Source organism: Serratia nevei (genome assembly GCF_024160145.1).
Classification (GTDB): Bacteria; Pseudomonadota; Gammaproteobacteria; order Enterobacterales; family Enterobacteriaceae; genus Serratia; species Serratia nevei_A.
In genome coordinates this window covers 232,312-254,634 of record NZ_JAMYWQ010000001.1, presented here as the reverse complement: position 1 = coordinate 254,634, position 22,323 = coordinate 232,312, and the positions used below count along the sequence as shown (strand labels likewise).

The following is a 22,323-nucleotide window of genomic DNA, read 5'->3' as shown; positions in this document are numbered from 1 at the left end:
CTTTGAATTAAAAATAAATCCATAAAAAAAAAGACATTATAAAAAAAGGGGCTAGAATTTATCTGATAACTTATTGCCGTTTAACGAATATACCGTTAAACATCATTCCCGAAAGGAAGTGCAATGACAGCAGAACAGCCCGTAGACAATGCGCCGAGCGTTAACGAACTCCGTGCAAAGATTGAAAATAATCTTAAATATCAACTCTGTGTGACTTTGCCTACGGCAACTGAAAACGACGTTTTCAATGCGGTGGCGCTGACTGTCCGTCATTATCAATATGACGATTTTCTGCTGACCCAGCAACGACAGCGGGCGGAAAAAAAGAAACGCATTTATTATTTGTCGATGGAGTTTTTATTAGGCCAGTCATTGCGTAATAACCTGATTAATACCGGCCTGCTGACGAATATGCAGCGTGCTGTCACCGAATTGGGGTTTGAGTTCGAACGCATTGTGGATGAAGAACCCGATGCGGCTTTAGGCAATGGCGGTTTGGGGCGTTTGGCCGCCTGCTTCATCGATTCGATGGCTACCTTGGACATCGCCGCCTCCGGGCACGGCATCAAATACGAGTATGGGCTCTTCAAACAGGCGATCCATGACGGCAAGCAGATAGAACAACCGGATGACTGGCACTCCACGCACTCACCGTGGCTGGTGGAACACCATGCTCAACAGATGCTGATCCCGATCGGCGGCCGCGTTGAACACGGCGAAGACGCCGAGGGAAACTATAACCCGATGTGGATGGACTGGCGGATCCTCGTGGGGATCCCGCATGACTATTACGTTTCCGGCTATCAGGGGGCGGCGACCAATAAGCTGCGGCTCTACAGCGCACGGGCTTCAGACTCCTTCAATATTCATATCTTCAATCGCGGCGATTATATCAAGGCGGTGAGTGAGAAAATCGCCTCCGAGAATATCTCGAAGATTCTTTATCCGGCGGATGAGGCGCTGACCGGTAAAGAGCTTCGCCTCACGCAGGAGTATTTCCTGGTCGCCTGTACGCTGCGGGATGTGCTGGCCGATTATGCTGCGGAAGAGGCGTCGATCGCGGCATTGCCGGAGCGGGTGGCGATCCAGCTCAACGACACCCATCCGGCGCTGGCGGTGGCGGAGTTGATGCGCCTGTTGATTGATGAGCACCAGCTGCCGTGGGAGCAAGCCTGGGACATCACACAGCGAACCTGCGCCTTCACCAATCACACGCTGATGCCCGAAGCGCTGGAGACCTGGTCGGTGAGCCTGTTTGAAAAGCTGCTGCCGCGTCACCTGCAGATCGTTTATGAGATTAACCGGCGCTTTCTGGCGGAGGTTGCCGCACGCTGGCCCGATCAACCGCAGCTGTTGCCGTCGCTTTCTCTGTTTGCGGGCGAGCACGACAAGAAGATGCGCATGGCCAACCTGGCGATCGTCGGCAGCCATCGGGTTAACGGCGTGGCGAAACTGCATTCGGAACTGATCAAGAAAAATTTGGTGCCGGATTTTTATTTTATCTCGCCGGAAAAGTTCGTTAACCAGACCAACGGCGTCACGCCGCGCCGCTGGGTACAGCAGGCCAACCCGCCGCTGGCGGCGTTTCTGCATCAACAGTTGGGCGATCGGTGGCCGACGGATCTGCAACAGTTGGCCGGCCTGGAGAAATTGGCCGATGACGTCGGCGCGATCGATGAAATACGCACGATAAAACGCGCCAACAAGGTCGCGCTATGCCAACTGATCGCGCAGCGTCATGGCATGCATCTCGATCCGATGGCGATGTTTGACTGCCAGGTAAAGCGGATCCACGAATATAAACGCCAACTGCTGAATATTCTCCATGTGATCGATCTCTATCTGGAGATCAAGGAGGGAGGTAAGACTATCGCGCCCAAAGTGCATCTTTTCGCCGGCAAGGCGGCACCGAGTTATGCGTTGGCCAAGCTGGTCATTCAGCTGATCGGCGGCGTGGCGCAGCGCATTAATCAGGACTCTCGCGTCGGTGGCCAGCTGAAAGTGGTGTTCCTGGAGGACTATAAGGTTTCGCTGGCCGAACGCATTATCCCCGCGACCGATCTGTCCGAGCAGATCTCGACCGCCGGTACCGAGGCCTCAGGCACCAGCAACATGAAATTCGCCCTCAATGGCGCCCTGACCATCGGCACGCTGGATGGGGCGAACATCGAGATCCGCGATGCGGTCGGGGCGGACAATTTTTACCTGTTCGGCGCCACCGCCGAGGAAATCGACGACATCAGGCGCAACGGTGACCACGGCGGCGATCATTATCGCAACAACCCGCGCATTGCACGGGTGGTGGACTCGCTGACTTCGGGCCTGTTCGCGGCCGACACCGAACTGTTTGCACCTTTACGCAACATGTTGATCGCGGGCGACTATTTTTGTCATCTGCAGGATTTTGAGAGTTATCGGCTGGCTCAACTGCGTGCGGCGGCCGATTTCGACGAGCCGGAACAGTGGCATCGTCGCGCGCTGTTGACCATTGCACGTATGGGCGGCTTCTCCAGCGATCGCACCATTCGCGGCTATGCCAAGGAGATTTGGGGGATGAAATACTGATATGGCCACCCGATTTTTGCGACGTTTTTCCCCGCTGGCCGGCTGTCTGTTCAGCGTTTGCGGCTGGGCGGCGGACACCGTGCCCAACCAGCCGGCGGTACGCGTGTTCACCAGCCCCTGGGCGCGTCTGTTCTCCGGCAGCGAGGCGTCTTTTTCCACGGCGCTGACCTATAACTCAAACCTGGCGCGTCAGCCGGTCTATGTCCCTACGGGGCCCAACACGTCCGAGATCCGTGATAAGTACAACCAGCGCATGTTGCTGAGCATGCAGTATTCGCCGATGAGCTATTTCTTCGCCAACATGACGGTGCGGGTGCCGCTGCAGGACACCAATAAATACAGCACCGATTTCGTGTACAGCTTTGGCTACGATGACTGGCACCCCGGCACCTTTAGCCTGGTCTACGGCAACTATAACGATAATAACCACTTTTATCCGGCCAGCGGCGACAGACACACCTATTTTGAACAAGGCGCCTGGACGTTCGCGTATAAATTCAGTTTGCCGGACAGCGTCGAAAAACGCCTGTTGATCAACAAGGAAGACGCGTTGATCTGCCAGGTGGGTTACAGCTATGTGCCGCGATATTATTCGCTGGCCGACAGTGGCATCAAACGTAACAAAAGCTCGCTGTTGGCCAGCTGTGGTTACACGCTGCTGCAACACTATTTCCTGCGCGTATCGTCGTTCTATTATCCCGACCACCAGCAACAGCAGCCCTGGGATTACGACTACACCTACAGCATCGGCTATGTCTCCAGCTATTTGCCGGGGGCGGTATCCGTGCATTACGACAACTATACCGGCACGCGCTACCCGTGGCGCCGCGACGCCAATGCCAATTTTCGTAGCGGGACGATCAACCTGAGCTGGACGCTCCCGTTTTAAGCGAGTGTAATTGTGAAACCAACGGATAAAGACAGCGCATCCTCTTTGACCATCCTGATCGTCGATGATTCCAGGAGCTACCGTCATTTGCTGGGCAGCATGCTGAGCAAATGGGGCTACCAGGTGCTGGAGGCGCAGGACGGCGTACACGCGCTGGCGATGTTGGAGACGCAAACCATCAACGCCGTCATCAGCGATTGGGAAATGCCGCAAATGGACGGCGTGGCGCTCTGTCGCCAAATTCGTCAACGTGATTTCGGCCATTACATCTATGCCATTCTGGTGACGGCGCGCCAGTCGATCGAAGATCTGGTTCAGGGGCTGGAATCCGGCGCCGACGATTTCCTCTCAAAACCGGTTAATCAGAGCCAGCTGCGCGCCCGGTTGCATGCCGCCGAACGCATCCTGACGCTGGAAAGCACGCTGGCGATCCGCAACCAGCGGCTGAGCAGCGCCTATCGCCAGATGGAGCAGGATCTGCAGGCGGCCGCGCGATTGCAGCGCAGCGTGTTGCCGGCGGCAGCGTTGACGTTCAGCGGCTATCAGGCGGACTGGATGTTCTTGCCTTCTGCGTACGTTTCCGGCGACCTGCTGAACTATTTTGCGCTCGACAGTCGTCATCTGGCGTTTTACTGCATTGATGTCGCCGGTCATGGGGTGAGCGCCGCCATGCTGTCCCTGGCGGTGGCCAGGGAGTTTCTTACCGGTCGGGTCGATGAGCGGCTGCTGATCGTCGATGGGGGCATCGTCGCACCACATCAGGTGGTCACGGCGCTCAACCGGCGTTTCTGCCTGGATAATGAAGAGATCACCAGCTATTTCACGCTCATCTACGGTTTTATCGACACCCAAACCGGGCAGGGTGCGCTCTGTCAGGCCGGCCATCCAACACCTTTCATTATCCGCCAGGACGGAGCACTGCGTACCGTTGGCCTCGGCGGTGTTCCTGTCGGGTTATTTCCTCAGTCGGCGTATCAGAGCAGCGAATTTTGTCTGGCGCCCGGCGAACGGCTCTATCTCTACAGCGACGGCATTAGCGAATGTGAGAACTGCGCGGGAGAGCTCTATGGGGAAACGCGGCTGCAGCAACTGCTGAAAGCGCATCGCGGGCTGGCGAGGCCGGCGATTTTTCAACGCGTTGAACGCGAGTTGGTGAGTTGGAGCCGACCGGAGTCCGATGAGTTAGCGGAGTACGGCCGTTTCTTTAATGACGATATTTCGCTGGTGACTATTGAGCGCACCGCATAATCCCAGACAACTTCGATGAGGAAAACCATGAATTTTGAAATGTATACCGAAAATGACATTGAGATCGTGGTGCCGCTGGTGCGTCGTCTCGACGCTTCCGTCGCGCTGGCGTTCAAGCAGCAGGTGCTGGACGTGATCGAGCGTAACGGTAATCGTGTGCTGCTCGACTTCAGCCGGGTCGATTTTATCGACAGCAGCTGTTTGGGCGCCCTGGTATCGATTCTTAAAACGTTGAACGGAAAAGGGGAGTTGGTGTTGTGTTCCCTCAACGGCAATATTCAGCATCTGTTCAAACTGACCCGAATGGACAGGATCTTTACCATCGGGGCCACGCGGCAGGACGCGTTGGACATTCTTGCCCGCGACTAGTGTGGCGCTTTGCCGGGAGGCTTTGATGGAGACTGTCACCACCTCGCTGCGCCTGGGGGCGACGCTTGAAAATCTGGATGCGCTGAGCAGCGCTTTTCAACAGTTCGTCGCGCCGTTCGCGCTTGATCCGGCGGCGATATACCAGATGGATTTGGCAGCCAGCGAGGCATTCAGCAACATCGTCCGGCACGGTGTCAATTATGACGTGCAACACAGGGTTGATGTGACTATGTCACTTTCTGCTGGCGTGATCACCCTGACGCTCACCGACAGCGGGTGCCCGATACCGGCGGAGATCCTGCGAGCGTTGGCGGATAAGCCGCAGGCGTTCCCCGAACCGGGCTCCCTGGAGAGTTGGCCAGAAAGTGGGATCGGATTGAGACTGATTTACTCCATGATGGACGAAGTTCGTTACCGTTCCACCGACGGACGCAACGAGCTGACTCTGATTAAAAATGCAACGGTTGCCTCCGCCTGAACGGAGGCTTGCGGCCTATCGGAGACGCAGCAGGAGCTAACATGTTCGAGCCATGTTTTCCCGAAAATGAAGCCGAACGCCTGTCGGTATTGAATTCGCTGAACGTGCTGGATTCGACCTCGATAGAAAAGCTGGATCGTATTACGCGGCTGGCGGCGAAATATTTCGGCGTGACCATCGCGCTGGTTTCATTGATCGACCGTGATAGACAATGGTTCTTATCGCGCTACGGCCTCGATGCCCGCGAAACACCTCGCAATATCTCGTTTTGCGGCCATGCGATTTTACAGCATGACGCCCTGGTCGTGCCGGATACGGCCAAAGATCCACGTTTTTTTGACAATCCGCTGGTCATTGGTGGACCGAAGATCGGTTTCTACGCAGGGCAGCAGTTGCTGTCGCTCGATGGTTTGCCACTCGGCACCTTGTGCATTATCGATAGCAAACCGCAGCCGTTTCCGCAGGAAAAGTTGGCCGATCTGCACGATTTTGCCGCCGTAGTTGAAGAATACCTGCAAAACATCGAACGCAACGTCTATACCGAAAATCTAAAGTCAGATCTGCAGCGCACGGAATCCTTGTTCGAGCAAACCTTCTCTCAGGCGGCGGTGGGCATGGCGCTGGTCTCTCTGCAAGGGTACTGGCTGCGGGTCAACCCGCGCATTTGCGAAATGTTGCAATACTCGGAGCGCGAGCTGCTCGATCGCACCTTTCAGGACATTACACACCCCAGCGACCTGAATAACGATCTGGTGTATTTGGAGCAGCTGCTGCGAGATGAAATCAATACCTATTCGATGGAAAAACGCTATTTTCGCGCCGACGGTTCGATCGTCTGGGCCCAGTTGACGGTCGCGTTGAATCGGCTGCCGAACGGCAAGCCGGATCATTTCATCTCCGTTGTCGTCGATATCAGCGAGCGCAAGGCGGCGGAGGCTGACCTGTTCGCCTTGCAGCACGAGCTGGAAGAGCGCGTCGACATTCGTACGCATGAACTCAGCGTCGTGGTCGAAAAGCTCAATGCTGAAATTGAAACCCGCGTGTTGGCGGAGCATCAGCTCAGCGCGGAGAAAGAACGCCTGCGCGCCATTACCGACAACATGCCGGCGTTGATCAGCCAGATCGACGCCAATGAACGCTACCTGTTCGCCAACAGCGCTTATAAGATCTGGTTTGGCCTGGAAGAGGCCAACCTGCAGGGGATGACGGTACGTGAGTTCATGGGCGAAGGCGTGTATCAGATAGCCGAACCGATGATTGAACGCGCATTGGCCGGCGAGGTGGTAAGCTTTGAGAATGAATTGCAGACGGCGCAGGGGGTGAAAATGATCCATACCACGCTGGTACCCTGCGAAGCGCAAGGCCTCTACATGCTCGCCATGGATATCACTGAGCTGAAACGTCTGCAGCATCGGTTGGAGTACGACGTTACGCACGACATGCTGACCGGGCTGACCAACCGACGTGCATTTTTGCGCCGATTGTCTGCCACATTGCCCACCTGCAGTCACCAGCGCCAGATGGCATTGTTGTTCATCGATCTCGATGGGTTCAAGGCGATTAACGATAGCTATGGCCATGATTTCGGCGATCTGATTTTGAAAACCTTCGCCAAATTGCTCAGCGCCTGCGCCGGTCCACAGCACAGCGTATCGCGCCTGGCCGGTGACGAGTTTACGGTGATCCTGTGGCCGCTGACCGAACCGCGGCGGGAAGTCAGCGAATTTTGCGAAAAGGTGCTGACGCAGTTGGCCGGTATTTCGCAGATCGGCCAGCAAAAAGTGAGTCTGTCCGCCAGCATTGGCGCGGCCATTGCGTCGACCAGCGAAGTCACGGCGGAAAAACTGTTGGCCAGCGCCGACGGGGCAATGTACAAGGCGAAATCTGCCGGAAAGGGCACTTACGCCATCTGTGACCGGTGAGCCTGAGGGGGCGGCGGCAATGCTACGACACCTGAGTAAAAACGAAGAAGAGCGCCTGGCGTCCATCGATGCGCTGGAGGGACTGGGCGCGAGCCATGACGACGCCATTGACCAAGTGTTGAACATCACTCGTAAACTGCTGCAGGCGTCGGGTTGCCTTATCTGTCTGTATGGTTCACGCAAGATCTGGATCCGTGCGCAGATCGATATCGGGTTTGACGCAATTGATTTCGCTAGCCCACTGTTCAACTTTGTGCGTCGCTACGGTGAGGCGCTGTTTTGCGCTGATACGTTGACCGATGAACGTTTTGCCACGGATCCGATGGTGACCGGGGCGGCGGCGATCCGCCACTGTGCCGCCATCCCGCTGCGTACCCGCGAAGGTTACACGATCGGCGCATTTTGTCTCGTCGGGCCGGAGCCGAAACCGTTCACTCGCCATCAGGCCGAACTGTTGAACAGCATGACCACCATCGTCAGCGAACTGATCGAAGCGCAGAGCGAAATCGGCCTGGTAGACGCTATCACTCGGCTGCCTAATCGGCAGCGGCTGATGGGCGATCTTTGCAATCTGCCGGCGGCGGGAAAATATGCGCTGCTGCTGATTGACACCATCGATATCAAATACGCCTATGAAATGGCGCGCTCCTTCGGCCTTTCCACGGTCGAGCTGTTGTTAGGGGATATCGGGCATTTTCTCAAGGACGCTTTTCTCAGCGACCGCATGTTGTACAGCATCGCGCCTGGACGTTTCGCGGTTATCATTGAAGCGCAAAACTTGCCGCAGGCCAAACGCGATCTGCTGCGCTGCGCCGATCGCTTGCACCGCGAGGTGCGCGGTGCCGTGCCGCTGCGTCTGGAACTGTATGCCGGCTATGCGGTGTTCTCCGCACCGCACGCCAGCCCGCAGGAGGTGTTGCGGCAGGCAACCAGCGCACTGCATGACTCTATCGACGAAGGGCGAACGCTCTCTGTTTACAGTGAACCGAAGGACGCGGTCCGCAAGCATAAATTCAATTTGTTCAATGAGCTGGCGCAGTGTCTGAAACAAAACAGCGGGTTGTTTCTGGAATACCAACCTCAGGTCGACTTGACCACCGGGCGCATCGTCGGCGCGGAGGCGTTGCTGCGCTGGCAGCATGACGTGCTGGGCGCCATCCCGACGGCAGAGTTCATTCCGCTGGTGGAAAACACCTCGCTGATAAAACCGCTGACCGAGTTCGTCATCACGCAGGCGATTACTCAACTGCTGATGCTGCGTGAGGCGGGGATCAGGTTCCCGATTTCGATCAACGTCACGGCCAGCAATCTGGCCGAGCGGCACTTTGCCGAGCGGTTGAATGATGCCATCGTGCGGCGCGGGCTGCGGCCGGGCGATATCGAGCTCGAGTGCCTGGAGTCGCAACGCATTCAGGAAAGCAGCGCTGCGCTGGCTTGCCTGCACGCGCTCAAGGCTAACGGACATCGTATCGCGCTGGATGATTTCGGCGCCGGCTACAGCAACCTCAACTACTTGCGCCATATTCCCGCCGATGTGGTCAAGTTGGATGGTTCTCTGATCAGACAATTAAAAACCGATGCGGAAAGTCGGATTATCGTCGAGAACATCATCGCTATGCTGCATAAACTCGATTATGAAGTGTTGGCGGAAGGCGTCGAAGATCAAGAGTCGCTCAATTTCCTGATGCAGTATCGGTGCGATGTCGCGCAAGGCTTTTACTTTTCACCCGCAGTGTCGCCGGAAAAACTGTGTGAACTGGTTGCTGCTCACGGACAATAGCGGCGCGGGGCGCAACGCCTCGCGCCGTACCGTTCAGTGCTCATTTACCTGAAAATGCCGGCTGTTCTCTCCCAGTCGATTCCCGTCGCTGTCTGCCAGTTCGGTCACCAGGTGCAGCGGCAATGTTGAGCGCGGCGTTACCGTCAGCTCCCTCAGCTTGCGGCCGCTGTCCGCCGGGAGATCCAGCTTCATGCTACCGTGCGCCAATACCTGTTCTCCCTGCACCAGACGCCAGCTTAGCCTCGCGTCGTGATAGCTCTGCCAGCGATCGTTGATCGCCCAGAGCCCAATCCTGCCGCTGCGCCCCCGTTGCCATTCTGGCGTGATCGGTTCGATGGATGGCAGTATGGGCTGATAGGCTTTACGCAACGCGTAGTAACCCGATTTAGGCTGCCGACGGTAGTCGACCACCCCCCAGTTTATTGATGGCCAGGTCTCGCTGAACATGAACTGGAACAGGGCGGCGACCGGTTGATAGCGTTGACGCCGATAGCTTTCCGCCGCCAGTTGGATGCCTTCCGCCTGATACCCCTGGGTGTTGGCGATAAAGCTTTCGATCGTGGTGCCGCGCGACAATTTGGCCAGCCCGAAAGCCTGCTCGGGCTGGAAGTTGTGATATTGCCAGACTTTCCAGCCCGGATCGTCAGGCGAAGCGCTGGCGGGCCACAGGTTCGCCGCCGGAATAATAGTGCGCAACGTAGCGAGACGAGGCAGCGCCTGCGCACCAAACTCGCTGATGATCGCCGTGGTCGCCGGCTTGAGAAAATCGGCGATCGTGCCGAAATACCATCCTTGCCAGTAATGCTCGGCCACCGTCGACCAGCGGTGGACGATGCGGCTGCGATCTTCGCTCAATGCGTCTGCCACGCGTTGCGCCAGCCGACGGTTGAGCGTGGGGGTCCAGTCGGCAAACCGCTGTTTCATCCACGGTGAATCGAAAGGCGGCTCATTTTGTCCGGCCCACACGATCACCGAAGGATGATTGCCCCGCTGTTGCAACAGATCGCCGGCCTGGCGCGCCGCTTCGGCGGCGAAGGCTTCGCTGTCGTCATACCCCCATTGCAGTGGCATGTCCTGCCACAGCAACATGCCCAGCTCGTCGGCCTCGCGATACAGCGCCTGGCCGGCAACATGCCCATGCACCCGCACCGCGTTGATGTTTGCCGCGCGCATCAGCAGCAGATCCCGGCGATAGAGCGGGCCGGTCATGGTGCCGAGCCACGGTGAACCGATATAGTTGGTGCCGCGAATGAACAGACGACGGCCATTGATCGTCCAGCCATGGCCCGATGCCAGTTCACGGACCTCTCTCAAACCGGTGTGCGACGTGCGCCGATCCAGCAGCCCTTCGGCGTCGGACAGGGTGGCCTCGATGCGATAAAGATGTTGCGCCCCATAGCCGTATGGCCACCAAAGCGCGGCGCCGGGCATCGGCAGCGAAACGGCGAGCGGTGCGCCGCCGGTCAACGTTACGCGGCGGGAAAGACGATAGCTTTTTCCGGCGAAGTTCAGCGGCGTCAGGCGCAGAGTCAGGCGCGCTTTTCTTGGCCGATTCACCCGGTAATCGAGACGGATGTCCAGCGTCGGTCGTTCCAATCCTTGACGCCAGTCGGGCAACGCCGTGAGGTTATCGATCGCCGCGCCGCGGCTGAGGCGTAGCGTGACCGGTTGCCAAATACCGCCTGAGTTGGCATCCTGGCCCTGCGGCGACCAGGCACCGCCGGGGCGGGTATCATGCTGTGACAAAATGCCTTTAATTGCGCGCTTGTGCAGTGGCCAGACGCTGCCGGGGGGTTCAAACGGGCTGTCCACCCTCACCAGCAGGTGGTTCTCACGCCGTGTCGCTTGGGTGACATCGAACTGGAAACGCTGAAAATAGCCCTCATGCCGGCCGACAAAGCGTTGGTTGAGCCAGACGTCCGCACGATAGTCGACGCCGTCGAAAGTGAGCGTGGCCAGCCGATCGCGGGTGAGGTGCGGGAGAGGGAATGTCGTGCGGTACCACAACGCGCCCTGATGATCGACGCCGGCGCTGTACCAGTTCGCCGGTACCCGCAGCGGGCGCCAGTTTGGCGTCAGGCGTTGCCGATCGTCATGGGGCGGGTTGGCGTCCTGGTATTGCCACACGCCATCGAGGGAAACGCTGCGCGGCGTCTGGGCAAGGGGGGTTGATGCACAGACCAGCAGCCCCAACGAGAGCCAGAATCTTGTCTTCATGTTGCCTCCACGATGGCGATCAGCGCGTCGCGTAGTTGCCGGCTCAAGGGCGCCAACTGCGACTGCAGAGAGGGGAGCGACGCGAGATCGCGGGCGCCGGCGGCCTGCTCAATGGCTTGCAGACAGGGCGTCAACGGCGAGCCGGCAAAGTGCAGCGTTTCGCCTTTGAGCCGGTGCGCGCAGCGTTTGATCTCATCGAATGCCTGGGCGGCGATCGCCGTCTGCAGCGCGTGCAACAACCCGGGCAATTCGTCGATGAACATCGCCGCCAGCTCGTTGAACAGCGCCGGATCGTTGTCCAACTGCGCGAGCGCCAGCGGGTAGTCGAACGCGGGCGCCGGGGCGGGCGCGGCAGCGATCACCTGGGCAATTTCTTCGGCCAGCTTGTCCAGCAGGATCGGTTTGGCGATATAGCCGTCGAAGCCAAGCTGCAGGCATTTTTCTCTGTCACCCTTCATGGCGTGGGCGGTCATGGCGATGATCCGCTGCGTCGGCTCGCCGGCCGGCCCCTGCCGCTCCGCCTGGCGGATCGCCTGCACCGCTTCGACGCCGTCCATTTCCGGCATCTGCAGATCCATTAAAATGACGTCGTAGCGTGCCGTTTGCAGCCGGCTCAGCGCGTCGGCGCCGTTGCCGGCCAGATCGGCGCTGTGCCCCAGCTTGCCGATGAAACTGAGCGCCAGCTTTTGGTTGACCGGGTTGTCTTCGGCGATCAGCAAATGGTAATGGGGAGCCTCGGTGGCCATCGCCGACTCGTGGACGGCCGGCGGCGCCTCGGTGGCCGTAGCGGCGGCGGGCGAGCCCGGTAGCATGGGCACCAGCGCCTGTTCCATGGCGGCAAACAGTTCGCCGGCATCGATGGGCTTCGTCAGGAAAAAGGAAACGCCCACCTTTTGCAGCACCGCCTTATCGATGCGGTTGCCCGTCGAGCTCAGCATAATCAGCGTGCAGTGCCGCAACGAGGGGGTAGACATCACCTCCAGCGCCAGTGCCATGCCGTCCATTTCCGGCATTTGCGCGTCCAGCAGCACCAGCGGGAACGGTGCGCGGCTGTTCATCAGCGCCAGCGCCTCCTTGCCTGAACCGGCGAGGGTCGGTTTCAAGCCCATATTGCGCAGCAGGTCGGCCAGCAGACGCAGGTTGGTGGCATTGTCGTCCACCACCAGCACCTCGATGCCTGCCAGCGTGCGTGGCCAGCGGACGCTTTCTCTGCGCGCGTCTGACAACACCGGCAGTGAAAAATAGAAACGGCTGCCGCGTCCAACGTCGCTGTCGACCTGCAATTCGCCCCCCATCATCGCGACCAGTCTGGCGGAGATCGTCAGCCCGAGGCCGGTGCCGCCGTATTTTCTCGTCGTCGAGTTATCTGCCTGGCTGAACGATTCGAAAATGACTTTCTGCTTGTCGGCGGCGATGCCGATACCGCTGTCGCGGATGCTGAACAACAGGCGATGCGGATCGTTGGCTACCGGCTCGATACGCAGTACCACTTCGCCTGCGGGCGTAAATTTGAGCGCGTTGCCTATCAGGTTGGTCAGTATCTGGCGCAGCCGTAGCGGATCGCCATAGATCTCGTCGGCGACGTCAGGGTGGATATCCACCAGCAGTTCGACGTTTTTCTCAGAGAATTTGGGTGTCAGCGGGCGGGTGATCTCCTGCAATAACGGCCGCAGGGCGAAATCTTCCGGATCCAGGCTGATCTTGCCCGCTTCGATTTTGGAGAAATCCAAAATGTCATCGATAATTTTCAACAGGGCGCGCGCGGAACTGTACGCCATCGTGACGTAGTCGCGCTGTTCCTGATTCAACTCGGTCTCCAGGCAAAGCTGGGTCATGCCGAGAATGCCGTTCATCGGCGTGCGAATTTCGTGGCTCATGTTGGCGAGAAATTCGCTTTTTGCCTGGCTGGCCGCTTTGGCTATCTCAACCGACTGGCGGGACGACGCCTCCGCCTCTTTGTGTTCCGTAATATCCTGCAGCGTGCCGATGACCCGTTGCACTTCGCCGTGCAGGTCTTGCTGCACGATCTGGCCCTGCAGCGACACCCAGCCGTAACGTTCATCCGCACGCTGTATCCTCGCTTCGCAGGCGAAAATCGGCAGGATAGCCCGGCCGGCCTGGCGGATACTGCGGGTGAAATGCGCCAGATCGTCGGCGGGAAGCGCCTGCGCCCACAATGTGCCGGAAAGCGTCGGGTTGGTCCGCGGAATATCCAGCAACAGCAGCAACGCGTCATTAACCTGCAACTCGTCTGTCGCCCAATCCCATTCCCAGATACCGATGCGCGAGGTTTCGGCCGCCAGGATAAAATCGCTGTGCAGCCGCTGTTCGGCCTTGATGACGTCGGCATAGCGGCTGATATCGGTATGGGTGCTGATCACGCCGCCCTCCGGCGTTCGGCGGTGCTGGATATACAGGGTGCGATCGGTGATCCGTCGCACCTCGTAATGATCTGGCCGGCGATAGTTGGCCAGCAGGGCGGCCGCCATGCGTTTTTTGGCGTCGTCATGCAACGACGGATAGCTGATATCGATCATCATGCGCAAGACGTCGGCGAGCGTGAGCCCGATGCGCAGCCAAGACTCCAGGCCGGGGTAATACTCGATCACACGCCGGTTCCAATAGCTCAGCCGTTCTTCGGCGTCATAGATGGCCAGCGCGATAGGTGGGGCGTTGAGCGCGGAAAGCAGCGGCAGCTTGTTCATCCCGGCAGCCCTGATTGCGCAGTGGGATTATGATGCAGTTCGGCCTGACGCCGCATGAACTCCAGCCCCGGTGCCAGCACGATGGCCCAGGCGGTCAGGATCTCCTCATCGCATTCGGGGTCGAGATCCCGCACGGTTTGCAGCACGGCTTTGCGCCACAGCGCATAAATCGACGGTGGCAGGTTGAGGCTTTGCGGGCTGCCTTCCTGCGTCACCTGCACCAGGTAATCCGCCACGATATGCGTATTGGCGACCGAGAGCATATAGAAAAAGGTTTTATAGATGATTTTCTGCTTTTCCAACCGTTGGGCGATACTGCCCGGCGAACTCAGATCCTCGGTGCTGCCGATAAACAACGCGTAAAAATGGGTGAAGAAACGGTCGCCTTTATCTCCCTGAGTGATGCGGTTGTAGCTGTTATTGAACAGCTCTTCATAATTGATCCCCATGTCATCCTCCTTTCTCACCGGGGAGCGAATGACGTTCCTGCGGCAGACAGTGGCCAGGCCAGTTGAATATGTCTTTCATGCGCGCATCGAGATAGCCGTCGTTGAGCGCTGCGTGCAGCAGCGGGCCGCGGTTCTGTTTGAATAACAGCGCCTCCAGCACCACCGTGTTGGTGGTGAGGGTGAAGGTGGTGTTATAGCCGCCGCTCGCCTCGTAGCGGCCTTCGAACCATCCGCGTTTGTCATCCTGATGCAGTCGCCCCAGCTGCATCAGCGCGTCGGTGTAGCGGGTATCCCAGAGCGCCCACAGGCCGAAAATGGCGCGTGTCGAGAGCAGCGCCAGCTCGGGCGCGTAGCGGCCGTCGTCCGCCAGGGTATTCCAGGCATAGCCGTTGGCGAACAGGCTGTCATACACCTCCCACGGCGCCGCACTGCGTGAATATTGCGCCCGGGCGGTGAGGATTTTCTCCCGGCGCCAGCGCGTTTCCTGCGCCTGGTAAAGGCGTTGGGCCCGTTGCGCCATACTGGCGTCGGCCGCCTCGCCGGCATGGGGTGCCGGCCATCCCATCTCGAGGCCGGTCAGCAGATAGGGGGTATTTTCGATGCCGGCGGGCGTGCCGGAGAGACGCGGATCGCGAGCCGTAATGGCGATGGGTTCACCATAGACGATCGCCGTTTTGAACGGCGCCGTTCGCGTTGATGACCGCTGAAATCCCCACAGGCGGAACGCTGCGCCGCTGTAGTCGGCATAGCCGACGTCGCTGGCTGCGGCACTGCGCCAACCGCCGTTTTGCTCCCGCCCGTCGAGCGGCTGGCCGTCTTGGGTCAGCAGGTTGCAGAAGTTCCAGCGCAGCGCGATGCGTTCGAGGAAGGTGCGGTATTCGGGGAAGCTTTGCGCCGTGAAGCGCATGCCGACCAGCAGGCGAGCCATCCCTTGCGCTTCGCTGACGGCGCTGCCGTTCTGACTGAAAGCGCCGCTGACGGCGTCGTACAGCATGCCCGGCGCGCCAATGCGGGTCACAGGTAAACGATCGAGCGTCGTCAGCAGCGCCGACAAACGGGTATCGAACTCCCGTTGCGGCATCAGGTCCAAACGCCGTGCGGCGGTCAACGCAACCAGACTGTCGCCGATGTTCCACAGCGAGACCACCGGATAACGATCTTTGCCGTTCACCAAACCGGAGCCGGGCTGCGTGTTGTTCTGCACGTAACGCCAGGCAACGTCGGCCCATTGCCGTTGTTCTTCAGTCAACGCGCCGCGGCGAGGCTGTTGCTGCCACCGTTCCCACACCGGCCCGGCGCCGTCGGGGCGTGCCATGACCCCCAACAGCACCACCAGCGCAAGTGCGATGACGACGGAGACGATCAGCGTTAGGGTTTTAAGCATGATGTCGCTACCGGGGGCAGTTTCATAGGCGCGTCATTCTGGCACTGCGGGCATTTGCAGGCTTTGCAGGATGGCGCGTTGCGCAGCGCGACCCCCGTTTGTTGACACCAGGTTTTCAGGTTAACGTCCGGCGTGATGAAAGGCCGGTTAAACGGCGTGTTTTTGTCGTCAAACACGTTCACCAGCGTTTTATCCCACAGGGCCGGCGCATACTTGCCGTCGCTCTGGTCATTGGTATTGAATTTCAACAGCCGCCCCTGTTTTTTGAACAGCAGGGCTTCGAGCATGATGCCGTTGTTGTTGGCGGTGAACTCGCGGATCGGGCCGGCGCCGTTTTCATACAGGCCTTCGTAGAAGCCCTTGTCTTTTTCACTGGCGTTCTCAATCACGTCGAGCAGCCGATCGGTATACGGGGATTGCCAAAGACTCCACATGCCGAGCGCCGCTTTGAGCGAGATGGCGGCGGTATCGGGCACGTATTCTCCCTTATCCGTAATGGTGTTCCAGTCGAAGCCGTCGGAGTAGACGGTGTCGTACACGAAGTACGGCGCGCGATCGAGCTGATGTTCGGAACGCGCCGTCAGACGGCCGGTAATCTGGTAGCGATTTTCCTGCACCTGATAGACCCGATTGGCGAAGTCTTGCATCCAGGGATGGCTGTGTTTAGCGGGATCGTTGCTGCGATCGTCGCTGGTGTCCCAGCCCATCTCCAGCCCGTGCAGCACATAGGGTTCGGTGGCCACATAGTTATGCTGACTGGTGGTACGCGGATCGCGTGAATCATACGGCACCAGAACACAATAAATGTCCGCCAACTGGTAAGGTTCCGCACGGGAAGCCTGGCAGGTGGAGAACCCCCACAGCTGAAAACCGCTGGCGGCGTACTCTTCATAACCCAGTCGGCCTTCCTGGACGTAAACCGGCTGCTTGTTGGCATCCAGATTGGCGCCATACAGCGTGCCGCAGTCGTCGACGATATGGCTGAAATCCCAACGCAGTACGACGTTATCGACGTCGTTGGCAAATTCGGGATAGCGCTCTTTGATGATTTTCAACCACAGCAGCATTCTGCCGATATCGATGGATGAAAAGCCGATCTCGCCAGGCTTGTTGAGATAGTCGACCTTTTGCGCGGTGATGGTGTTGTACGCCTTGTTCGGCATCTGGTTTTGGAACAGCGGCACGGTGTTGAGCGTGGCGAGAAACTTGATCAAACGCTGATCGAACTGTTCCTTGTCGATGATGCTGAGTTCGCGAGCGGCCGTCAGCGCGGCCAGGTAGGAGGCGCTGTCCCACATGGTGGTCGACGGGTAGTTGTTGACGGCATTGACCAGCCCGGTCGCCGGTTGGTAGTTGGTGACGAAATATTGCCAGGCTTTGACCGCCATCGCCTGTTCGCGCGGCGTCAGGTCGCCGTGGCGCTGCGGATAGGCGGCGGCGGGCAACTGGGTGTCGCCTGCGGCTGCAGACACCGTCAGCAACAGTAGCAAACAGCCGCACAGCGCGCGCCGAACCAGCGTGACAAACGGCCTGACGGAATAATGATGAGGCATAATGGCTCCTTATAACTGATTACGGCCGTTGACCGTCGGTAGAATTCGCCGGGGGAACAGGGGCGCAGTTTTGGCAAAACAGCGGACCTTGCGCGATATAAACCAGGCTTTCCAATATCAGGGCATTGGTATTGGCACCGATCACCCGGCTCTGCTGCCCATTGGCGGCGATGATGCCTTCGTACCAGCCGCGTCCCGGCTCGAACAACACGCTGGCACGCCGACGCATTTCGTCACTCCATGGGGTGCGAAACAGCGCGTACCAACCGAACACCGACTTGGTCGACAGCTGCAGCGCCGCCTCTTTGATTTCCGCACGCGATTTGTCGATCAATGCCGGGAAGCGGCTGATGACCGCATCGTCGATAAAACGCGGCAATTGTTCTTCATTGTCGGCGTTCACATAGGCGTAATCGCCGTGGCTGCGATAGCGGCTTTCCTGCACTTTCATCACCCGCCAGCTGATTTCCGCCGAACGGATGTCGAACCCCGCCTCCAGCCCGGTCAGCAGATAGGGCATGGTGGTGACGACCGGGTGATCGACCTTGCCGATTTTGACCAGGCTGTCGTAGGGGATACGCAGGCCGTCAATGCTGATGGTGCGCGGCGAGGGCTGTTGTGAACCGAGAACGATGCCGGCCAGGGGGCTGACGCGGCGCAGTCCGTTGACGGCATAAAGCTGGTAACCATAGCTGTCGCGGTTGCTTTGGGTGACGAGTTGCCATTTCTTTGCCGCGCGGAAATTCAGCGGTTGTTGCGGCTCCTGCTGCATAAACAGGGCGTCGAACCGCCAGGGAGCGGTTAAGCGAGCGATCGCCGCGGTTTGTTCCGGGTACAGCCAGGCGACGATATCCAAGGCCATCAACAAACGGCTGATGTCGACGGCCGACCAATCGGGTTGGCTTTCGTTTTGGCTGAGGCTGTTCAGCCTGATCGAACGCTGGGTATGGTAATACAGCGACGGCAACTGGCCGTCGGCCAGCGGTAATGACGACAGCGCCGTGAGAGCGGCATTCACGCGGGCATTGAGCTCGTCGCGCGTAATGATCCCGAGCCGTTGCGCGCTGATGGCTGCCATCAGATAACTGCCGGTATCCCACATGGTGGTGTAGGGCTGGTTGTCGATGGCATTCGCCAGTCCGTTGGACTGCGTGTTGTTGACGAAGTATTGCCAGGCGATGCGTGCCCAAACGGCTTCGTCGAAGGTGAGCGCGCGCGGCGCGGGCAGCGTGGGGAAATCGGCGCTCAGCGTCAGCTCGGCGCTTTCCGCCGGGGCGGGGGGCATATGCGTCTCAACATAAACCACGACGCCGAATGCCAGCAGGAAACCGATGATGACCGCGATATAGCTGCGCGCCTGCAACAATGAGTGTTTCCACGTCATGCTTATCCGGCCTCCTGCTGCTCGGAAGGGGATTCTGACTCGGGGCGCCACAGTGCGGCGAACACCATTGGCAACATGGCAAAAATGTTTACGCCACCCCAGAAAATATTGATCACATAGCCGGACGGATCGGCCACGTTGCCGAGATACAGCTGAACGCCGCCCCATAACAGCCCCAGCAGCGTTAAGGCGATGATGGCCAACTGCGGTTTGACCAACGTCAGGAAATTGCCTTGCTGGCGTTCTTTGGGCGTGACGTGGAATTTGATCTTCTCACCGCGCAACACCGTATCCAGCGCCCGCAGGTTCATGGAAAACAGCGAAAGGTAAGAGGCTTTTCCGTCCCAGGCTGAGATCCCCCAGGTGCCGAACATGAAAGCCAGCTCCGACAGCAGGAAAAACGGTAAAAAGTGCAGGTAAAAGGGCAGCGAGTAAGCGGAAACCGGCGGAATGCCGGTAAACAGATAGATCAACGGTGAGATCAGGAACACCGTATTCCACAAGCAGGCCAGATATGACCAGAACGTGGTGCCGTACATCAGTTTTTGCGCCAGGCTGAGCCTGAAGTTTTTCGCGCTGAAGACCGCATCATGCAGCGCGATGTCCAGCGAACCTGCCGCATATTTGAAGCGTTGAATCATCCAGGTCAACAAATCCTGTGGCGACAGCATTTTCGATTCCACCTCGGGATGCATGACGGAGCGCCAGCGCCGTTCTGGATCGCCGTGCAGCACGATCGAGGTGTAAATGTCTTCCGACACGTGGAATTTATAGGGTGTCAATTCGGTATCGAGCGCAACCTGAGGTTTCATCGCCCGGCCCAGCTCGTCGCGCAGCCCGGCATCCGTTACGTCGCGGGTATAGCGATCGATTTCCGTTTCGACGGCGCGTGCATAGCTACGCAACGCGCTCTGCATGATAGCCTCGCGCCGATGGAGCGAGGCCGCGCCGCAACAGAAGGCGGCGTTGGCCCAGTTGCGGCGGCGCAAGATCACGTCGTAAAACATCTTGGGATCGTTGAAGAAGGGATCGTGGCCAACGGTAAGGGGGCCAACCATCCCTTCCAGCGCTCGCCCGGCGAGATAGCCGGGCTGCCCGAGCGTGGCTTTCAACCTTTGCGGCAGGCGCTTTCCGGCGGGCAGATCGTAAAACCATTGCGGCGTTTGCACCCAGGCCACCAAAGGATCGCGAAAATACCCCAGCGTGTCGGTCAAGATGGACGGGAAGACGCGGGTATCGGCATCGCAAATGACGATGAAGTCCCCGTCCGTGTGTTCCAGCCCGTTGCGCAGATTGCCGGCTTTAAAACCGATGTTGTTCTCCCGCGACAGATAATTCACGCCTTCCTGTTCGGCAACGCGTCGCATCTCGGGGCGCTTGCCGTCGTCCAGCACATGAATGCGGTAATCCAATGCGAAGGGATAGGTGACTCGTTTGGCATCCTGAATCGACAGCCTGACCAGTTCGGTATCTTCGGAATAGGTGGCGATAAACAGATCGACTTTGACCGGGCGCGGTGCCGTCGTGTCGTCAGGATCGAGGCATTGACGTATATCGCGTGGCGGCGGCCGGCGTTTGACGTCGCGTACCTGCCACAGGTTGATGGTAAACAGGATCGTGCCGCAATAGGCCAGGGTTTCCGCTATCACCAAGGGGACGGCATACCATAAGGCGTCATAATTGAGCGACGCCATCCAGCGCCAGCGAATGTAGTTGGCACCGACCAACAAAGCAGCAACGGCGAGAGTTTGCCACAGGAACTCAATTGCCCGCGAGGTTTTTAGCGGTGCAGGGGGGCTCCTTTTTTCAAAAGATGAAAAATAAAAATTCGCCATGCATTTCATTCCCGGCAAGGAAGTCGTGATATAGACAGAGAGTTTAGTTAAGGGTGAAGGATTAGCAAGAGCTCAGCTTTAAAATTAAAAGCGCATCTCATTATTTTTTATATGATTGGCTGGCAATTGTAAAAACACATCTCGGGCGGACAAATTTGTTTTTTCATCTAAAATTCCTAGAGGCCTGTCAGGGGAATAAAATGATTAGTAAGTTATAAATTTATTTTGCAATTAATTACAGGTGCAAGCAAACCACGTAGTGCCGTCTTTCAAATCGAGCATCATGAGATAACCCAATGAATTTACAGCAAGTTGATGAGTATCCTACGACGGCGATTCATTATGTTGCCAGTGGAAAACGTGATTTGCGCATCGATATGCTGCGCGGCATAGCGCTGGTGATGATGGTGGTGGCGCACGTGGAGGTTATGTCGGTTTTGAATATTTTCACCTGGGAAAGATTCGGATTGACGACCGGGGCGGAGGGCTTTGTTATCTTGTCAGGCTTTATTCTCGGCAATATGAAACGACGTCAGTTACAAACTGAACCCATGTTGACGGTGGCCTATTCGCTGGTACGCCGTGCGGTAAAGCTTTATTTCGTTAACATCGTTATTATTATAAGTATTCTGCTGGTGCGAGCACTGGACTTTATCGATACGTTTGAAGTGACGCATTTTGTCGATCGTTTTTCGGGGGCGGTATACTCGATGTATCCGGTTAATGAACAGGTCAAAGAGGCCTGGTTTAACGAGATTCTTTTTTTGCAGATCGGGCCGCATCAAACGCAAATTCTGGGGCTCTATTTCTATCTGCTGTTGTTCAGCCCGCTGTTCCTCTGGCTATTGAACACGGGCAGGGGAGCCGCGCTGCTGGCGCTGTCGTTGATTGCTTATGGCTACTACCAGCTCAGTGACATGCCGATGACGTCGGCGGAGTTCGAGTTCGCTTTTCCTTTCCTGGCCTGGCAGTTGATCTACGTATTGGGCCTGTGCTGCGGGTGGTATAAAGAGGAGATCGCGTCGTTGGCCCGAACCCAGGCCGGCAAGATGGCACGTTATCTCATGGCGGCGGTGGCCTTGGCCATGCTGTTCGTCGCGCAGAACCATACCAATCCCTTTATGCCGCCGGCATTGATGATGCATGTGATCCCGGCAGCGGAATTCAATTGGTTTTATCAGCACCTTGCCGCCAAGAATGCGCTGGGGCCCGTACGCATCCTGAATGATTTTTGCCTGATTGCCAGCGTCTATTGGCTGCTGACCGTCTGCTGGCAGCCGATCAACAAGGCCATAGGGTGGTTCCTGATCGTACTGGGGCAAAACTCGCTGTATACCTTCATTATTCATGTCTATCTGGTGTTGTTCATCAGCCAGTTCGTGACCTTCGATCTCTGGACGCAACATTGGCTCTTCAATACGGCGGTGCATGTCGCCGGTCTGATGGCGCTTTGGGTGATGGCGCGTTACGGCCTGTTGAAAAAGATTGTTCCCAACTAGCTTTAGCCGAAAAACAGATGTCATAAGATAATGAACCTAAGATGAC

The 22,323-nt window shown here is 57.9% G+C and carries 15 protein-coding genes; 8 read left to right on the top strand and 7 right to left on the bottom strand.

Going from position 1 to position 22,323, the window contains the following annotated elements; all coding sequences use genetic code 11:
* Nucleotides 1–123: 123 nt before the first annotated feature.
* Genes M6G53_RS01080 through M6G53_RS01050 form a run of 7 tightly spaced genes read left to right on the top strand, consistent with a single transcriptional unit; the run spans nucleotide 124 to nucleotide 9,251 of the window.
* Nucleotides 124–2,565 (top strand): glycogen/starch/alpha-glucan phosphorylase, encoded by a 2,442-nt coding sequence (locus M6G53_RS01080; RefSeq protein WP_253328380.1) that lies wholly within the window; start codon nucleotides 124–126, stop codon nucleotides 2,563–2,565.
* A 1-nt stretch (nucleotide 2,566) separates the two neighbouring features.
* Entirely contained in the window at nucleotides 2,567–3,454 is an 888-nt protein-coding gene (locus tag M6G53_RS01075; RefSeq protein WP_253328379.1) for a hypothetical protein, read from the top strand.
* 12 nt (nucleotides 3,455–3,466) lie between these two features.
* Entirely contained in the window at nucleotides 3,467–4,702 is a 1,236-nt protein-coding gene (locus M6G53_RS01070; protein ID WP_366519467.1) for a PP2C family protein-serine/threonine phosphatase, read from the top strand.
* A gap of 27 nt (nucleotides 4,703–4,729) precedes the next feature.
* Complete coding sequence (locus tag M6G53_RS01065; protein ID WP_253328378.1) at nucleotides 4,730–5,071, top strand: STAS domain-containing protein; 342 nt, start codon at nucleotides 4,730–4,732, stop codon at nucleotides 5,069–5,071.
* Nucleotides 5,072–5,096: 25 nt separating this feature from the next.
* Nucleotides 5,097–5,549 carry an ATP-binding protein gene (locus M6G53_RS01060; RefSeq protein WP_253328377.1) on the top strand — a complete coding sequence of 151 codons (453 nt, stop codon included), beginning with the start codon at nucleotides 5,097–5,099 and terminating at the stop codon, nucleotides 5,547–5,549.
* Nucleotides 5,550–5,590: 41 nt separating this feature from the next.
* Nucleotides 5,591–7,471 (top strand): diguanylate cyclase domain-containing protein, encoded by a 1,881-nt coding sequence (locus M6G53_RS01055; RefSeq protein WP_253328376.1) that lies wholly within the window; start codon nucleotides 5,591–5,593, stop codon nucleotides 7,469–7,471.
* 19 nt (nucleotides 7,472–7,490) lie between these two features.
* A complete protein-coding gene (locus tag M6G53_RS01050; RefSeq protein WP_253328375.1) occupies nucleotides 7,491–9,251 on the top strand; it encodes a putative bifunctional diguanylate cyclase/phosphodiesterase in 1,761 nt (586 codons plus the stop codon).
* Nucleotides 9,252–9,284: 33 nt separating this feature from the next.
* On the opposite strand, the gene M6G53_RS01045 is transcribed toward M6G53_RS01050, so the two are convergent.
* Genes M6G53_RS01045 through M6G53_RS01015 form a run of 7 tightly spaced genes read right to left on the bottom strand, consistent with a single transcriptional unit; the run spans nucleotide 9,285 to nucleotide 20,778 of the window.
* Nucleotides 9,285–11,468 carry a glycoside hydrolase family 2 protein gene (locus M6G53_RS01045; protein ID WP_253328374.1) on the bottom strand — a complete coding sequence of 728 codons (2,184 nt, stop codon included), beginning with the start codon at nucleotides 11,466–11,468 and terminating at the stop codon, nucleotides 9,285–9,287.
* The gene (locus tag M6G53_RS01040) at nucleotides 11,465–14,173 is read right to left on the bottom strand and encodes a hybrid sensor histidine kinase/response regulator (protein ID WP_253328373.1); all 2,709 of its coding nucleotides are present in this window, start codon (nucleotides 14,171–14,173) and stop codon (nucleotides 11,465–11,467) included. Before M6G53_RS01040 ends, M6G53_RS01045 begins: the two co-directional genes overlap by 4 nt.
* Nucleotides 14,170–14,622, bottom strand: a complete 453-nt coding sequence (locus tag M6G53_RS01035) for a Globin (RefSeq protein WP_253328372.1) — start codon at nucleotides 14,620–14,622, stop codon at nucleotides 14,170–14,172. The genes M6G53_RS01040 and M6G53_RS01035 overlap by 4 nt, the downstream gene beginning before the upstream one ends.
* Before the next feature lies 1 nt (nucleotide 14,623).
* The gene (locus M6G53_RS01030; RefSeq protein WP_253328371.1) at nucleotides 14,624–16,006 is read right to left on the bottom strand and encodes a DUF3131 domain-containing protein; all 1,383 of its coding nucleotides are present in this window, start codon (nucleotides 16,004–16,006) and stop codon (nucleotides 14,624–14,626) included.
* The gene (locus M6G53_RS01025) at nucleotides 15,991–17,559 is read right to left on the bottom strand and encodes a DUF3131 domain-containing protein (protein WP_253328370.1); all 1,569 of its coding nucleotides are present in this window, start codon (nucleotides 17,557–17,559) and stop codon (nucleotides 15,991–15,993) included. The genes M6G53_RS01030 and M6G53_RS01025 overlap by 16 nt, the downstream gene beginning before the upstream one ends.
* A 19-nt stretch (nucleotides 17,560–17,578) precedes the next feature.
* A complete protein-coding gene (locus tag M6G53_RS01020) occupies nucleotides 17,579–18,943 on the bottom strand; it encodes a DUF3131 domain-containing protein (protein WP_253328369.1) in 1,365 nt (454 codons plus the stop codon).
* A gap of 2 nt (nucleotides 18,944–18,945) precedes the next feature.
* Nucleotides 18,946–20,778 (bottom strand): glycosyltransferase family 2 protein, encoded by a 1,833-nt coding sequence (locus M6G53_RS01015; protein WP_253328368.1) that lies wholly within the window; start codon nucleotides 20,776–20,778, stop codon nucleotides 18,946–18,948.
* 296 nt (nucleotides 20,779–21,074) lie between these two features.
* Here M6G53_RS01015 and opgC point away from each other — a divergent pair, with 296 nt between their 5' ends.
* Complete coding sequence (gene opgC, locus M6G53_RS01010) at nucleotides 21,075–22,277, top strand: OpgC domain-containing protein (protein ID WP_253328367.1); 1,203 nt, start codon at nucleotides 21,075–21,077, stop codon at nucleotides 22,275–22,277.
* Nucleotides 22,278–22,323 lie beyond the last annotated feature (46 nt).

Excerpts from the sequence above, each read along its gene's own strand:
- M6G53_RS01080 (WP_253328380.1), top strand. The coding sequence starts at position 124 with ATGACAGCAGAACAGCCCGTAGACAATGCGCCGAGCGTTAACGAACTC.
- M6G53_RS01075 (WP_253328379.1), top strand. The coding sequence starts at position 2,567 with ATGGCCACCCGATTTTTGCGACGTTTTTCCCCGCTGGCCGGCTGTCTG.
- M6G53_RS01065 (WP_253328378.1), top strand. The coding sequence starts at position 4,730 with ATGAATTTTGAAATGTATACCGAAAATGACATTGAGATCGTGGTGCCG.
- M6G53_RS01060 (WP_253328377.1), top strand. The coding sequence starts at position 5,097 with ATGGAGACTGTCACCACCTCGCTGCGCCTGGGGGCGACGCTTGAAAAT.
- M6G53_RS01055 (WP_253328376.1), top strand. The coding sequence starts at position 5,591 with ATGTTCGAGCCATGTTTTCCCGAAAATGAAGCCGAACGCCTGTCGGTA.
- M6G53_RS01050 (WP_253328375.1), top strand. The coding sequence starts at position 7,491 with ATGCTACGACACCTGAGTAAAAACGAAGAAGAGCGCCTGGCGTCCATC.
- M6G53_RS01045 (WP_253328374.1), bottom strand. The coding sequence starts at position 11,468 with ATGAAGACAAGATTCTGGCTCTCGTTGGGGCTGCTGGTCTGTGCATCA.
- M6G53_RS01040 (WP_253328373.1), bottom strand. The coding sequence starts at position 14,173 with ATGAACAAGCTGCCGCTGCTTTCCGCGCTCAACGCCCCACCTATCGCG.
- M6G53_RS01035 (WP_253328372.1), bottom strand. The coding sequence starts at position 14,622 with ATGGGGATCAATTATGAAGAGCTGTTCAATAACAGCTACAACCGCATC.
- M6G53_RS01030 (WP_253328371.1), bottom strand. The coding sequence starts at position 16,006 with ATGCTTAAAACCCTAACGCTGATCGTCTCCGTCGTCATCGCACTTGCG.
- M6G53_RS01025 (WP_253328370.1), bottom strand. The coding sequence starts at position 17,559 with ATGCCTCATCATTATTCCGTCAGGCCGTTTGTCACGCTGGTTCGGCGC.
- M6G53_RS01020 (WP_253328369.1), bottom strand. The coding sequence starts at position 18,943 with ATGACGTGGAAACACTCATTGTTGCAGGCGCGCAGCTATATCGCGGTC.
- M6G53_RS01015 (WP_253328368.1), bottom strand. The coding sequence starts at position 20,778 with ATGGCGAATTTTTATTTTTCATCTTTTGAAAAAAGGAGCCCCCCTGCA.
- opgC (WP_253328367.1), top strand. The coding sequence starts at position 21,075 with ATGAATTTACAGCAAGTTGATGAGTATCCTACGACGGCGATTCATTAT.